The organism is uncultured Polaribacter sp. (assembly GCF_947503875.1).
Taxonomy (GTDB): Bacteria; Bacteroidota; Bacteroidia; order Flavobacteriales; family Flavobacteriaceae; genus Polaribacter.
The window spans coordinates 223767-237895 of record NZ_CANNFH010000002.1 but is presented as its reverse complement, the minus strand read 5'-3'; the positions used below and the strand labels follow the sequence as shown (position 1 = coordinate 237895).

The following is a 14129-nucleotide window of genomic DNA, read 5'->3' as shown; positions in this document are numbered from 1 at the left end:
ATATAATGTTCGAAATTTCAGAACTAAAAGCAAAAACACTTGCTGAACTACAAGGTATTGCTAAAACTATTGGTCTTACTAAAACTAGCCAACTAAAAAAATTAGACTTAGTATACCAAATCTTAGACACACAAGCCGCTAACCCTTCTAAATCTAAAGTAGAAACTACTAAAGATGCTAAAAATACTACTGAAGAAAAACCAAAAAGAAAAAGGGTAGTAAAAAAAGCGCAACCAAAGACAGAAAAGCTAGACAATACAAAGCAGGAATTTTCTGTAAAAACAAATAATAAAGAACAAATAGAAGATAAACCCCAACCCAAAAAGAAAGTTGTTATAAAAACAGCACCAGTAAAAAAAGAGCAAGTTAAAGCTGAAACTGTTGTAAATACAGATAAAGAAGATAAAAACAATACACCAACACAACACAAACCTGTTCACAAAAACAAGGCAAATAACACCTCTCAAAATAATTCTCAGCAACAAAATAAAAACGCTAAGAATAACCAAAATAGAGATAAAAGCAATTCAAATAGAAATAAATCTAACAATAGATATAGAGATCCAGATTTTGAATTTGATGGAATTATTGAAAGTGAAGGAGTATTAGAAATGATGCCAGATGGTTATGGTTTTTTGCGTTCATCTGACTACAACTATCTATCTTCTCCAGATGATATTTATGTTTCTCAGTCTCAAATTAAATTGTTTGGTTTAAAAACTGGGGACACAGTTAGAGGAAATGTAAGACCACCTAAAGAAGGTGAAAAATATTTTCCTTTAATTAGAGTATCTAAAATTAACGGATTAAACCCTAATATTGTTAGAGATAGAGTTTCTTTTGAACACTTAACACCTTTGTTTCCTCAAGAAAAATTCAATTTAGCTGAAAAAGGCAGTTCGTTATCCACTAGAATAATCGATTTATTTTCTCCTTTAGGTAAAGGACAACGTGGTATGATTGTAGCGCAACCAAAAACAGGTAAAACCATGTTATTAAAAGATGTGGCCAAAGCTATTGCCTACAATCACCCAGAGGTTTACCAAATTGTTTTGCTTATTGATGAAAGGCCAGAAGAGGTTACAGACATGCAAAGAAGCGTGCGTGGAGAGGTAGTTGCCTCTACCTTTGATGAGCCTGCAGATAAACATGTAAGAGTTGCCAATATTGTGCTAGAAAAAGCAAAACGTTTGGTAGAATGTGGCCATGATGTAGTAATTCTTTTAGATTCTATTACACGTTTGGCAAGAGCTTACAACACTGTTGCACCAGCCTCTGGAAAAATACTTTCTGGTGGTATAGATGCAAATGCATTGCACAAACCGAAACGTTTTTTTGGAGCAGCTAGAAACATAGAAAACGGAGGTTCTTTAACCATTATTGCTACTGCACTTACAGAAACTGGCTCTAAAATGGATGAAGTTATCTTTGAAGAGTTTAAAGGAACAGGTAATATGGAACTGCAATTGGATAGAAATATTGCTAATAGAAGGATTTACCCTGCAATAGATTTAATTAAATCCTCTACAAGAAGAGATGATTTATTATTAGACGAAAAAACAGTACAGAGAATGTGGGTTTTACGTAAATATTTAGCAGATATGAATCCTATTGAGGCTATGGAGTTTATAAATGAAAGAATTAAATTTTCTAAGAATAACGATGAATTCTTAATTTCTATGAACGGCTAAGCCTTTATACATTTACAAAATTAAAATAAAGCCTTTTTGAGAAATCGAAAGGGCTTTTTCTTGCAACAAATCTAAAATAGATTAAGAAGATTAAAATAATATAAGTACAACGAATTTATAGCACTAACCAAATAATTTGCATCAACAAAATAAGTTAGCAATTAATCCTTTAAATAACGCCACAAAAAAAGCAGTAATAGAAAAATTATTTACTCTTATCGTTTTTTTAGTTGTGAAATCTATTACCACATAAAAAATACTATTAAAAACAGGATTTAATCAAAAAAACACTGTATTTTAATTAGTTACGAGTTATTATAGTTAAACTAATCTCATTTTGATTTAAATAGAGACATCTAAAATTAAATATGAGATTTCTCAACTACGCTTCGTTGTGTTTAAAATTATTAATTTTCGGTCACATAAGAAACTGTAATACCTATATGAAACTCATGTATTAAAAAGACTGTATTGTTTCTATTTACTTTTTTTTTCTACTAGATAAAAATTTACTTAAAAACAAAAAACCCGTTTAGCAGTTTGCTAAACGGGTTTTTTATATGCTTTTTCTAATTAATTAGATACATACATACTAGCTCTATTATCTTTTACCTCTGTTGCCTCTTTCATAGCCTCGTAGATTTTAAAAGTTTGTCTTTTTCTTTCTTGAGAAATCGACTTTCTTTTTGTCTCATAATTAGGCAATGCCGTAGGTAAATCTCTTTTTGTAACGGTAAAAGCAAAAACTCCTTTATCGCCTTCAATTTTATTGTACACTTTATTTAATGCAGCGTTATACATAGCACCAACAACTTTAGGCTCTAAACCTACACCAGAAATTGACGGACTTTTTAACTTAACACTATTTACAGACCTAACATTAGTATTGCTCGCTTTTGCTATTTCTGCTAATGTAGCACCTTGCAACTTTTCTTCAATTAAAGCTGCTTTTTTACTATTTGTTAAAATTGGTCTTACTGTGTTTATTGCTTTCTCTACCGGTAATAAACCTTTTTTTGTTATGTTAGATACAATAGCTACAACATGGCTGCCTTCTAAATCAAACCTTTTAAAAGCTCCTAGTTCTATATCGCTACCAAATGCCCAAGAAACTATTTGCCTTTGGTTACCAATACCAGGTACATTTTCATCTAATACCTTTAAACCAACAGCAGGTCTTAAATTGTAATTATTTTCTTTTGCTACAGCATTATAATCTGAGTTTTTAGAAACTGCTAAAGCAAATTGTTCTGCTTTTTGAAATACTGCATTCTCTGTTGGCTCAGAAGCTATAATTTTTCTACCAAAAGTAGCTAGTTTTAACACCTTTTGGTTGTTCTTTTGATCATCTATTTTAATAATATGAAAACCAAATGGCGATTGAACAACATCCATATCTCCTGTTTTATTATTAAAAGAATAATCTCTAAATTCTGGAGTCATTCTGCGGTAATTAAACCAACCTAAATCTCCACCTTTTGCTCCAGAACCACTATCTGAAGAAAATTCTTTAGCTAAATCTTCAAATTTACTACGACTTCTTTTAACAACAGTTAGTAAACTATCTGCTAATTGCTTAGCCTCTTCTTCTGTTCTAGTTACCTCTGGATTAGCTCTTTGAGAACCTACAAACGGAATTAAAATATGACTTGCTTTTACTGAATCTGGCATTTTAGAAACAGCAGTAATTTTAGAAACTTTAAAAAATTCTTGGTCTTTATAAGGACCAAAAACATCTCCCTCATTTCCTTCAAAAATCTCTTTAGCAATGGTTTGATTAATGTCTGTTACATATTTAAAACTTTCATCTAAATTTATATCCGAGCCATTTGCATCAAAAAACTCTTTGTAACTTGTAGCATTTTTAAGACCAACTACAGTTTGTTTATTTCTATCTATAGAATCTTCAATAACATTAGCTACATTTTGCTTTATTACCTCTTCATCTTCTGGTGTAGCTTTAATATTAAACTGAACATAAGAAATATCTCTAGTTGCATCTGTTTTAAATTCTGTAGCATTTTCTTTTATATACGCTGCAACCTCAGATTTAGTAATTTTTACTAAGCTATCTGCAATAGATGTATACGGCACGTAAACTATTTGTCCGTTAAGTTTTGTATTCTCTAACATATAATCCATTTCACCCTCTTTAAGAGAAGCGCCTAAACCAGCGGTAACTAATTTGTTATACACATTAGTTTCTGTACTTGTTTTTATCTGATTCATATAATTAGACCATGCAGACCATAATTGTTTTTGGCTTTCATCTTCTTTAGTGGTTGCTAAAAAAGTTTTAAACAAACCTTCATCAAACAAACCTGCTTCGTTTTGAAATTCTGGACTATTTTGCACAGAAGGCGCGTTTATCAATTCATTCCAAACATCATTTTCTCCTACAGTAATGCCTGCCTCTTCTAACTGACCTTGGTAAATTTTTGTTCTTACTAAGTTATCCCAAACTGTTTTTGCCGCTTGCATTTCCGTAACTCTTCCGCCAGTTTGTTGTTTATATTGCTCTAAAGCATTTGCAAATTCTTGTCTAGAAATGGTTTCTCCATTAATTTCTCCAACTTCATTTACTTTGCTTGAGTTAAAAAAGTCTCCTAAAGTAGAAGGATCTAATACAAAAGCAAAAAGTGCTAAACCAATTATTATAATTAAGAACAAAGAGCGTTCTCTAATTTTCGATAAAATTGCCATAATTTTTAATTTAATTTCAGTGGGCGAATATACGATTTGGGTTTGAATATTGCAACCCATTTAAACTAAATAATAACAAGTAACAGTGGTTTTATTCTATATTGTTTTTCAGTCTTCTAGGTGGGTAACTTTTAAACTAACGTTGTCTATTTTTGCGCCACTTGTTTTTAAAATTGTAATGGCAAAACCTTCTATATTTACAACTTCATTTTCTAAAGGAATATTTTCTGTATGATTAATTATAAAACCTCCTAAAGTCTCATAGGCCTCAGACTTAGGTATATTTAAATCATACGTTTCATTTAAATAATCTACCTCTAATCTTGCAGAAAAATTAAAAGTGGTTGCGTTAATTTTTTCTTCTAAAAATTCCTGTGAATCGTGTTCATCTTCAATTTCTCCAAAAAGTTCTTCTACAATATCTTCTACTGTAATCATGCCAGATGTGCCACCATACTCATCTACCACAATAGCAACACTCTTTCTTTTTTTCATAAGAATGTTTAATACTACATTAATCATCATAGATTCTGGTACAATTTCTACTGGTAGTAATATAGATTTTATACTTTTTGGTTTTTTAAACAGCTCAAAGGCATTTACATAGCCAATAACATCATCCATTGCTGTTTTATACACAAGAATTTTAGACAAACCTGTTGTGATAAATATATTTTTTAATATACTCACTTTTTCATGAATTTCAACGGCAACAATTTCTGTTCTTGGCACCATTACTTCTCTTGCTTTTACATTATGAAATTCTAGTGCATTTTGAAAAATTTGAATTTCTGAATCTAATTCTTCATCTTCATTACCTGTTTCTAATTGCTCAGTTATATAATTCCCTAACTCTTCTTTACTAAACGCAACTTGTTGCTCGTCTGCATTTGTTTTAAAAAATACACGTAAAAAAAAGTCAGAAATTAATGTAATAAATTCAGAAAAGAAATGAAATAATATAAAGAAAAAATATGCTGGTAAAGCAAAAATCTTTAAAACTTCATTCGCGTATATCCTAAATATTGCTTTTGGTAAAAATTCCGCAGTAATTAAAATGATTATGGTAGATATTAGTGTTTGAATTAAAAGTATAGAAAAGTCGTTAAAACTTTGTAAAGGTAAAAACCGAATTAAAAACCTACCCATATAGTAACTGTAAATTACTAATGCAATATTGTTACCAACCAACATTGTTGTGATAAATTTTGAAGGTTTTTGAGTAATTTTATTCAATATTTTTGGAATAAAACCTTCGCGCTTTTTCTCTAATTCGATATGTAATTTATTGGAGGAGACAAATGCAATTTCCATTCCCGAAAAAAATGCGGAAAGAATGACTGAAATCACAATAATTGCAAATTCTATTTCCATTACAAATACATCTATTTTTTATTTTGATTATTTTGTATTCGTTTTCTAAAACGTCTTTTTACAAGAAAAAGAATGGTTACCAAAACAGCTGTTCCAATAAGAATACTGCCGGTAACATAGTTGTTTTCTGTAAATTTAATAATTCCTTCAACAAAACAAATAACGGCTAATATTAAGTAACCGTACTGAAAAAATTTCCAAAGTTTATTCATAATTTTATTTTTTCGCTTTCTAACCTACCTGTTGTTTTTTTTGCTAAGTGTTTGCTCAAATCTTCTTTACATTCAAAACCAATACCATAAATAGTATCTTGTTCTTTAAACAAAACAAATGGCTTTTCAGATACAAAATACTGTGTTTTTTGATCCCAAAATAATTGTTCTGTCTGGAGCCTAGATTTATCTGTATGGTTTACAACAACTACATTTCCTTTAATTTCAGAAATTTCAGTTTTAGAGTAGGTTAAAGCATATTTACCTGTAATTGTTACAGAGTCTTTATTTTTATTACTAAAATTAATAATTTTTACACCTTCTGGAAACTCACTATAAGGATGTTTTTCTCTATTGCTAAAATCTAACAAAAGCGGTGTTATTAATTTAGAAGTTATTCTGCCAGAATCTTTATAAACATGATAGGCATCTTTTGCTTTTCCTATGGGTAAATTTTTATCTTTTAAGAAATCACTTACCTCATCTGTATTATTTGAGCAAGAAAAAAGCATTACTGTAATACAAATTACAGTAATGCTTTTTCTAATTATTTGTTTTTGTGTTATCACAAAATTATTTGGTTGGTACTGTTACAGTTTCACTAATCCAACATTTTATAGTGTGTCTGCTTCCTGGTGAAACACCAGCTGTAAAAATAACAGATTGGCTTGGCACATTGCCGCTATAACTTCTTATATATTTTTTAGCAGTTGTAGAAATACTTGGATCTACGTTAGCAGCTCTTCTTGCCATGTTTAAAGCAGCAACATAAACCATTCTTTTTTCGAACTCTGTAGCGCCACAACTGTTTGCACTTTTTGCGTATAAACTAGAAATTAATAAATATGCTCTACCAGAATTAGGGTTAAAAGTTAAAGCTTCTCTTGCTAAACTTCTTGCCTTAGAATATTGCCCTTTGTCTCTTGCAGCTTGTGCAAACTTTAATTTATACTTTGCCTTTTTTAAAGGATCTGTTTCTAAATCAAAAGATTTTTGTCTCATTGCATTTGCACCAGCAGTATCTCCATTATCTTCTAAAACGCTAGCTAAAAAGGCATATGCTTCTGGAGATGGTGAAGCCTCTGCATAAGCTCTTGCTAATTTTGCATATAAAGGATCTGATTGACATCCTTTATTAAACATTCTAGATACCGATCTTTGTAACCACTTTGCATTGTTTCTATTTGCTTCAAAATCTCTAGTATATAATGGTACTAATCTCTCACAAGTAGATAAAGTAACAATTATATTATCCAAACCACCTTCTACTTGACCTAATGCTTTTGAGTTTGTAGAATATGCGTGAATTAGCCTTTTGTTTGCTATGGTATCTTTTTTAAGATCTACTAATTTAGCGGCATAACCTTCTAATTTTTTATTTACATTATCTAAAACATCATCATAAGTATCAAAAACTTTTTGAGGGTTGGTATCTTTATTTCTGTCTGTTACCCCTTGAAAATATAAATATAAATTCTTTATTCCCATTCTAGTAGCATCAGTTTTATAACCTTTTTCTAAAATTAAGAAAATTTCATCTTCTGTAGCTAATTTGTTTTTATACAAATAGGAAGCATAATCACTGTGTACTTTTGCAGGATCTACGTTTGGATAATATTGTAATCTTTGTTCATAAACTCTTTTTACCAAAGCAGGGTCTTTTTTAACTTTTTCTGCTAAAGTTGCTCCTAACTTATAAATATTTACAGATAAATCTTTACAATTATCCATTAAATAAATCCAATTAGGGTAAGCATCTTCATATTTTTTAGATTGAAAATCTCCTTTGAATAAATTGTACTTAATTGTACATTCTCTTTCTTGATCCTGAGCATTTGTTTCTACTACCGTTATAAATAAGAAGGCAGCTAATAAAAACGTAATTTTCTTCATTTTAAAATTTTTAGTTATGTTAATCAATTTTCCTTTTAATAAACCATCTATCACTAAGAGATAAACTTAATCTAAAGTTAAAATAATTTTCTTGTACTAGATTATTGTTTGTTGTTCCTCTTTGACCATATTCTGCAGCAACATTAAGCGTAGATAGACCTTTTAATGGTATACCTAAACCAAAAGACATGCCAAAGTCGTTTATTGCTGTAAAATTCCCTCCAGTACCTGTTCCGTTTACTGCTAACCCCAAGCTTTCATAGCGCAAACCTGCTCTATAAGTAATCCTTTGAAAATAATTTGAAACGGAGTTAATTTTTGGAAGATAAAAGCCTCCTAAAGAAAATCTGTTGGAGTTTTCATACCTAAAAGCAGTATTTGTGTTGTTAGATAAGCCTTGTGTTTCAATCGCATTTTGATTTTCGTATTCTAAACCTAAATACCACTTGTCAAATTTACCAACCCCAACACCAATAATAGATTTTAATGGCAATTTATACCTACCGTCTAAAGCAACATTTGTTAGGGTATCTCTTGGTGCTTCTATACCTGTTGCACCTATGGTTAAAGAATATAAAAACTCATTACCAATAACATTTAAATTGTTACCTAATTTAGCAGTTGCTCCAGCATCTACATGTACATTATTTTTTAAAGTTTTTTGATATTGTGCACCTACCGTTAACGAGTTTCCTCTCGTATTATAAATCTCTTTATATCTTGTTGCTAAAGCAACATTATTTCTTTGGTTTGTAATAACACTTTCTGAATTACCAAAACTAAAATCTGCTTCTAAACCTAAAGCCAACTCTTTAGTAAGTTTAATCCCAAAACTACCAAATATTCTGTTTACACCACCTTCTCCTGTAAAAACAGTAAAACTATCAAATTCACCATCTATAAAATTATTATTTACTAATGAATAACCTATGGATGATAAAGGTTGTAGCCCAAAAGAAAAACCTGCTTTTTCTCCTAGTGGAAAACCTAAAGCCAAATAATTTAAATTAGTACTATAAGAGGTTTGTTGGGTATCTGCGGATTGTATATTTAAATTTGTATTAAAAACACCTAAAGAATAAGTTGTTCTTCTTAAAAATGCGTTTGCTGCCGGATTTGTAAAATTTAAGTATTTATAATGATTGTAAGCAACACCTATGCCACCCATACTATTTTGCTCTACTGTTCTAGGGCTATATCTTTCTCCTATACCAAAAAAAGAATAAGGTGAAGAATTTGTTCTTTGTGCTACAAGTGCAGCAGAAGTTATAAAAAAGATAACTACAAAAATCTTTTTAATCATTTGTATGCGTTAAGTTTCAATATTTCATTTAATCCGTGTAGGAGAAAATTTTGATTCGCAAATATGCTACTTTTTAATTGTTTTGACAAGAAATTTGTGTCTCCTCCTGTTAAAACTACTGTTAAATCCAAATATTGTTCTTTATACCCTAAAATTACGCCATCAATCTCCTTTACAACGCCGTTTAAAACACCAGACACAATACTCTCTTCTGTATTTTTACCAATAAAATTCTCTAATTTTAAAGAAGCAATTAAAGGTAAGTTTGCTGTAAAGGAATTTAAAGCTTTGTAGCGTAGTTTTATTCCTGGCGAAATTGCGCCACCTAAATATTCTTTTTTTGCATTAACAAAATCAAACGTAATACAGGTACCTGCATCTACAATTAAAACATTTTTATTAGGATATTGTTTAATGGCAGCTGCCACTAAGGCTATTCTATCTACACCTAATGTATTTGGTGTTTTGTATAAATTAGTAAAAGCTAATTTTGATTGAGTGGAAAGCACATGAAATTTGACGATTTTTTTTAATTGCGCCATTTTTTTTTCTGAAATACTAGCCACATTAGCTATAATTCCCTGTGTAATGGAATACGATTTTACTATTTTTTTAATTTCTGAAATTATTTTTCTTTTATCAAAAACCACTAAATCTACAACGCTATCATTCTCAAAAACAGCAACCTTAACTCTAGTATTTCCAACATCTACGGCAAGGTTCATTCGCTTATTTTTAGTTAAAATTAAAAATACAAAAGATTTTTTTGATTTTTCTTTAGCAAATGTAAAAAAACATTTTATATTTGCAACCGCTAAGGCAATGGTACCTTAGCTCAGTTGGTAGAGCAAAGGACTGAAAATCCTTGTGTCCCTGGTTCGATTCCTGGAGGTACCACTTAAAACCCGAACAAATGTTCGGGTTTTTTTATGCTTTTAAATTAAACATATAGACCAAAAAAAAGTGAACCTAAGTTCACTTATACATTTATTTCATTTTCTGAAGATTAGAAACTTCTAAATTAGTAAGCTCTCTCCACCTGCCTCTTGGCAAATTTTTCTTTGTGAGCTCTGCAAAAATAACACGATCTAACTTATTTACTTTATAACCTACGTGTTCAAATATTTTACGCACAATTCTGTTTCTTCCAGAATGAATTTCGATACCAATTTCTGTCTTAGGCTCTCCATTCACATAAGAAACAGCATCAATAAATACTTTTCTACCTTCTATAACTACTTCTCCTCTTAATTTTTCTAAATCTCTTAACTCTAATTTTCTATCTAAGGAAGCATGATACAATTTACGTACATTGTGCTTAGGATGCGTTAATTTCTTAGCCAAATCACCATCATTAGTAAACAACAACAAACCTGTGGTATTTCTATCCAAACGTCCTACAGGATATATTCTTTCTTTAGAAGCATTTGCAATTAATTCCATTACTGTTTTTCTACCACGATCATCATCCATAGTAGTAATGTAATTTTTAGGCTTGTTTAAAAGCACATACTTTTTTTGCTCTGGTGTAATAGAGGTGCCATCAAAACGAACAATATCATCTGGTTGTACTTTGTACCCCATTTCTGTAACCAACTGCCCATTAACCTCTACACTACCATGTTCTATATAAGTATCTGCTTCTCTTCTAGAGCAAATACCAGAATTGGCAATGTATTTATTTAAGCGAATACCAGATGTTGCATCTGAAGTTTTTGTTGGTGTTGACTTTATAGTCGTTTTTTTAGGCGGTTTTCTGTCTAAAGGCTTTCTTTTTCTACTTAGAGGTGTATTTTTTTTTCCTTCTTGTCGTCCTCTCGACGAGTTTCTATTTGAATTCATTATAAAAATTTTTGCAAAGGTAGTTATATTCTATCAACTTATTTTAATCTAAGAATTACTTTATCTAAGAGCAAAGAAGTATCAATAAAAATTAAACAGATAACCCCTATAAAAAGTAAAATTTTTAAAAGATTGTGCAATCTTCTAAATTCGTTTTTAGTATGAGATTTCCAAAGCATAAAGCTTATAAACACTAGTGCTAAAGCCATTACATAGAAATAATATTTCATGTAACTTAAATTGGCATAAGTAAGCAAAATATAAACGGGAAAAACAGTAATTAGCAGTAATAAAATTGCCAATATTTTTGTCTTTTTTTCGCCATAAACGGCGGGAAAGGTTTTGTAATTATTAGCAATTGCGCCCTTTAAGTTTTCTAAATCTTTAATTAATTGCCTTACCAATATTACCAAAAATAAAAACCCAGCATGCACAAATATTATTTTAGAAAAATTATCAAAATAAATAAAAACGGCAAAAAATGGTGTTATAGTTAGTGTTGATGCAGAAAATATACCTAAAAAAGGATACTTTTTTAATTTATGAGAGTAAAACCAAATCCCAAAAATAAAGAGTGCAAAAAATAAAGCTGCCCGCCAAGAAATTAAAGTACCAAAATAAAAACCAATAAAATTCAGCAAAAAATACAGCCTTAGTTTCGTAGATTGTTTTATGTAACCATCTAAGCCTACCTTTAAGGGTCTGTTAATTCGATCTAATTTATCGTCGTAGAAATTATTAATAATATAGCCACCTGCAATTACGCATACACAAGCTAAAATGAGAAATAATAAATGCAAATCAAAAACTACATCTTTTACCGATTTGGTTGGCGAAAAAACAAATATTGCTGCTAAGTATTGGGCAAATATTAAAACAAGAATATTATAACCTCTTACAACAGAAAACAGACTAAAAAATTTTAGTAGTACTTGTTTAATTTGTAAGCTTGCCATAAAATTTTAGAATCTATAAACCAGTTCTAATTTGTAATCTTGTAAACTTTTTTGCGCTTTCTCATAATCTTCTGTAAAGCCTAAGATATAACCTCCACCTCCAGAGCCACACAATTTTAAGTAGTAATCATTTGTAAGAATACCATTCTCCCAAATTTTATGAAATGCATTGGGTATCATTGGTTTAAAATTCTTTAAAACAATTTTAGACAAAGACTTTACATTGCCAAATAAAGATTTTACATCGCCTTGTAAAAAATCTTCTATACAGGCATCTGTTGTAGTAGCAAACTCTTCGCTAATCATTTTTCTAAAACCTTCGTTTTTCATCTTATTCATAAAGATGTTAACCATTGGTTCTGTTTCTCCAATTTGCTCAGAATCTAATAAGAATACAGCTCCTTTACCTTCTTTTTGAGAAGGAATACCTGCAGGCTCTACATTATCTTTAGAATTGATTAAAATTGGTAAACTTAAATAGCTATTTAAAGGGTCTAAACCAGAACTTTTTCCGTGAAAAAAAGATTCCATTAAAGAAAAGACTTGCTTTAATTTTAATAATTTATCTCTAGTTAGGTTTTCTAAAACGGTAATCTTATCGGCTGCATACTTGTCATAAATAGAAGCTACAAGCGCGCCAGAACTACCTACACCATAACCTTGAGGAATGGAAGAGTCGAAATACATTCCGTTATCAATATCTGTTTTAAAAGCAGGCAAATTAAAAACAACCAAATTAGAATTTAAGGTGTTTAGATAGTTGTAATACTTCACTAAATTTTTATTAGATTCTTTTGCTTTACCAGATAATTGTTCAGAAGTTTTTAAAGCACCTCTGTAGGCATTAAACGGAATTGCTAAACCTTTGGAATCTTTTATAATTCCGTATTCTCCAAAAAGAAGAATTTTAGCATAAAATAAAGGTCCTTTCATTTCTTTTTTTATAGATAATCAAAAGTACAAAAATTATACTGATTGCACTTTGTCTTTAACTAAACTTTAATCATAATAACAAAACAATCAAGGGTTTTCCTTTTAAAATCGATTATTTTTCTATTGCTCCTAAACCTGCATTGTCTAAAATATATTGTTTATTTTGACAAAAAACAGCCAATTCTTTTTCAATAAAAGTATTTACACTTTTCTTTTCATTTTCTGGATACAAAACATGCACATTTGCTCCTGCATCTAAAGTGAAACAAATATTGCTATCATTTTCTGCTCTATATTCCCAAATTTTATTAATAATTTTTAATGTATTGGGTTTCATTAAAATAAAATAAGGGCTACTAGCCATCATCATTGCATGTAGCGTTAACGCCTCACTTTCTACCAAACTTACAAAGGCTTTTAAATCTCCTTTCTGTAAGATAGTAGCCATTTTTTCTAAATTTTCGTTGGCATCTTTAAATCTAGCATCAGCATAAGGGTGATTGTTCATTAAATTATGCCCAACTGTACTAGACACCTGTTTTTCTCCTTTATCTACAAGCAAAATAGCATCTTGATAATTGTTAAAAACTGGCGCTACTTTGTAAGGGAATTTTACGCCAAATAAATCTGAAGATTCTTCTACAGCAGCATGCTTACCCCAAACCACTAATGGCCCTTCTATACTTCTGCTTGCACTACCAGAGCCTAAACGTGCCAAAAAAGAAGCTTTTTTATTGATAAATTCTTCAGATAAATCTGAATGCAATTGTTTTTCTAAACTCATTAAACACATAGCAATAGCACTTAGACCACTTGCAGAAGAGGCAATACCACTAGAATGTGGAAAAGAATTTTCTGATTTTATCGTCATTTCATAATCAAAAATATAAGGACAATAAGCTTGTATGCGTTTGAAAAATTCGGCAATTTTTGGCTTGAATTCTTCCTTCTTCTTTCCTTCAAAAAACAAATTGAAAGCTACACTTTTATCAGATTCTGAAACAATTTCAGCATTATGTTTGCGCTTAAAATCTATAGTAGTAATGGTATGGCAATTATTTAGCGTAAAACTAATAGAGGCATTTTTTGGAATTTGAGGGTTTGTTTTTCCCCAATATTTTACCAAAGCAATATTACTTGGTGTTTGCCACGTAAAACTTACATACTCTATGTTTTTTACCGCCTTTTTTGCTATAAATTCAGATGTTTTCAAACTTTTTAT

At 30.3% G+C, this 14129-nt stretch carries 12 protein-coding genes and 1 tRNA gene; 2 read left to right on the top strand and 11 right to left on the bottom strand.

Going from position 1 to position 14129, the window contains the following annotated elements; genetic code table 11:
- The first annotated feature begins 5 nt into the window (after nucleotides 1-5).
- Nucleotides 6-1691, top strand: a complete 1686-nt coding sequence (rho, locus tag Q0684_RS03365; RefSeq protein ID WP_299012629.1) for a transcription termination factor Rho — start codon at nucleotides 6-8, stop codon at nucleotides 1689-1691.
- A 573-nt stretch (nucleotides 1692-2264) separates the two neighbouring features.
- Here the strand turns inward: rho and Q0684_RS03360 are convergent.
- The 7 genes from Q0684_RS03360 to Q0684_RS03330 form a co-directional block, all read right to left on the bottom strand.
- Nucleotides 2265-4394, bottom strand: a complete 2130-nt coding sequence (locus Q0684_RS03360) for a peptidylprolyl isomerase (protein WP_299012628.1) — start codon at nucleotides 4392-4394, stop codon at nucleotides 2265-2267.
- A gap of 108 nt (nucleotides 4395-4502) precedes the next feature.
- Nucleotides 4503-5768: a hemolysin family protein gene (locus Q0684_RS03355; RefSeq protein ID WP_299012627.1), complete on the bottom strand. Its 1266-nt coding sequence runs from the start codon at nucleotides 5766-5768 to the stop codon at nucleotides 4503-4505.
- 11 nt (nucleotides 5769-5779) lie between these two features.
- The gene (locus Q0684_RS03350; RefSeq protein WP_299012626.1) at nucleotides 5780-5980 is read right to left on the bottom strand and encodes a hypothetical protein; all 201 of its coding nucleotides are present in this window, start codon (nucleotides 5978-5980) and stop codon (nucleotides 5780-5782) included.
- A complete protein-coding gene (lptC, locus tag Q0684_RS03345; RefSeq protein WP_299012625.1) occupies nucleotides 5977-6549 on the bottom strand; it encodes an LPS export ABC transporter periplasmic protein LptC in 573 nt (190 codons plus the stop codon). Before lptC ends, Q0684_RS03350 begins: the two co-directional genes overlap by 4 nt.
- A gap of 4 nt (nucleotides 6550-6553) precedes the next feature.
- Entirely contained in the window at nucleotides 6554-7873 is a 1320-nt protein-coding gene (locus Q0684_RS03340) for a hypothetical protein (protein ID WP_299012624.1), read from the bottom strand.
- 19 nt (nucleotides 7874-7892) lie between these two features.
- Nucleotides 7893-9176 (bottom strand): hypothetical protein, encoded by a 1284-nt coding sequence (locus Q0684_RS03335; protein ID WP_299012623.1) that lies wholly within the window; start codon nucleotides 9174-9176, stop codon nucleotides 7893-7895.
- Nucleotides 9173-9901 (bottom strand): type III pantothenate kinase, encoded by a 729-nt coding sequence (locus tag Q0684_RS03330; RefSeq protein WP_299012622.1) that lies wholly within the window; start codon nucleotides 9899-9901, stop codon nucleotides 9173-9175. The genes Q0684_RS03335 and Q0684_RS03330 overlap by 4 nt, the downstream gene beginning before the upstream one ends.
- A 99-nt stretch (nucleotides 9902-10000) precedes the next feature.
- On the opposite strand from Q0684_RS03330, the gene Q0684_RS03325 reads away from it, so the two are divergent.
- Nucleotides 10001-10073 (top strand) — tRNA-Phe (locus Q0684_RS03325).
- 90 nt (nucleotides 10074-10163) lie between these two features.
- On the opposite strand, the gene Q0684_RS03320 is transcribed toward Q0684_RS03325, so the two are convergent.
- From Q0684_RS03320 to Q0684_RS03305, 4 genes are all read right to left on the bottom strand, one after another.
- Entirely contained in the window at nucleotides 10164-11018 is an 855-nt protein-coding gene (locus tag Q0684_RS03320; RefSeq protein ID WP_299012621.1) for a pseudouridine synthase, read from the bottom strand.
- Between the two features lie 38 nt (nucleotides 11019-11056).
- Entirely contained in the window at nucleotides 11057-11974 is a 918-nt protein-coding gene (locus tag Q0684_RS03315) for a geranylgeranylglycerol-phosphate geranylgeranyltransferase (protein WP_299012620.1), read from the bottom strand.
- Nucleotides 11975-11980: 6 nt separating this feature from the next.
- Nucleotides 11981-12907, bottom strand: a complete 927-nt coding sequence (locus tag Q0684_RS03310) for a mevalonate kinase (protein WP_299012619.1) — start codon at nucleotides 12905-12907, stop codon at nucleotides 11981-11983.
- Between the two features lie 112 nt (nucleotides 12908-13019).
- Nucleotides 13020-14120, bottom strand: a complete 1101-nt coding sequence (locus tag Q0684_RS03305) for a diphosphomevalonate decarboxylase (RefSeq protein ID WP_299012618.1) — start codon at nucleotides 14118-14120, stop codon at nucleotides 13020-13022.
- Between the last annotated feature and the right edge of the window lie 9 nt (nucleotides 14121-14129).

Bases quoted from the DNA above. Each gene is read 5' to 3' on its own strand.
- rho (WP_299012629.1), top strand. From the start codon at position 6: ATGTTCGAAATTTCAGAACTAAAAGCAAAAACACTTGCTGAACTACAA.
- Q0684_RS03360 (WP_299012628.1), bottom strand. From the start codon at position 4,394: ATGGCAATTTTATCGAAAATTAGAGAACGCTCTTTGTTCTTAATTATA.
- Q0684_RS03355 (WP_299012627.1), bottom strand. From the start codon at position 5,768: ATGGAAATAGAATTTGCAATTATTGTGATTTCAGTCATTCTTTCCGCA.
- Q0684_RS03350 (WP_299012626.1), bottom strand. From the start codon at position 5,980: ATGAATAAACTTTGGAAATTTTTTCAGTACGGTTACTTAATATTAGCC.
- Q0684_RS03340 (WP_299012624.1), bottom strand. From the start codon at position 7,873: ATGAAGAAAATTACGTTTTTATTAGCTGCCTTCTTATTTATAACGGTA.
- Q0684_RS03335 (WP_299012623.1), bottom strand. From the start codon at position 9,176: ATGATTAAAAAGATTTTTGTAGTTATCTTTTTTATAACTTCTGCTGCA.
- Q0684_RS03330 (WP_299012622.1), bottom strand. From the start codon at position 9,901: ATGAACCTTGCCGTAGATGTTGGAAATACTAGAGTTAAGGTTGCTGTT.
- Q0684_RS03320 (WP_299012621.1), bottom strand. From the start codon at position 11,018: ATGAATTCAAATAGAAACTCGTCGAGAGGACGACAAGAAGGAAAAAAA.
- Q0684_RS03315 (WP_299012620.1), bottom strand. From the start codon at position 11,974: ATGGCAAGCTTACAAATTAAACAAGTACTACTAAAATTTTTTAGTCTG.
- Q0684_RS03310 (WP_299012619.1), bottom strand. From the start codon at position 12,907: ATGAAAGGACCTTTATTTTATGCTAAAATTCTTCTTTTTGGAGAATAC.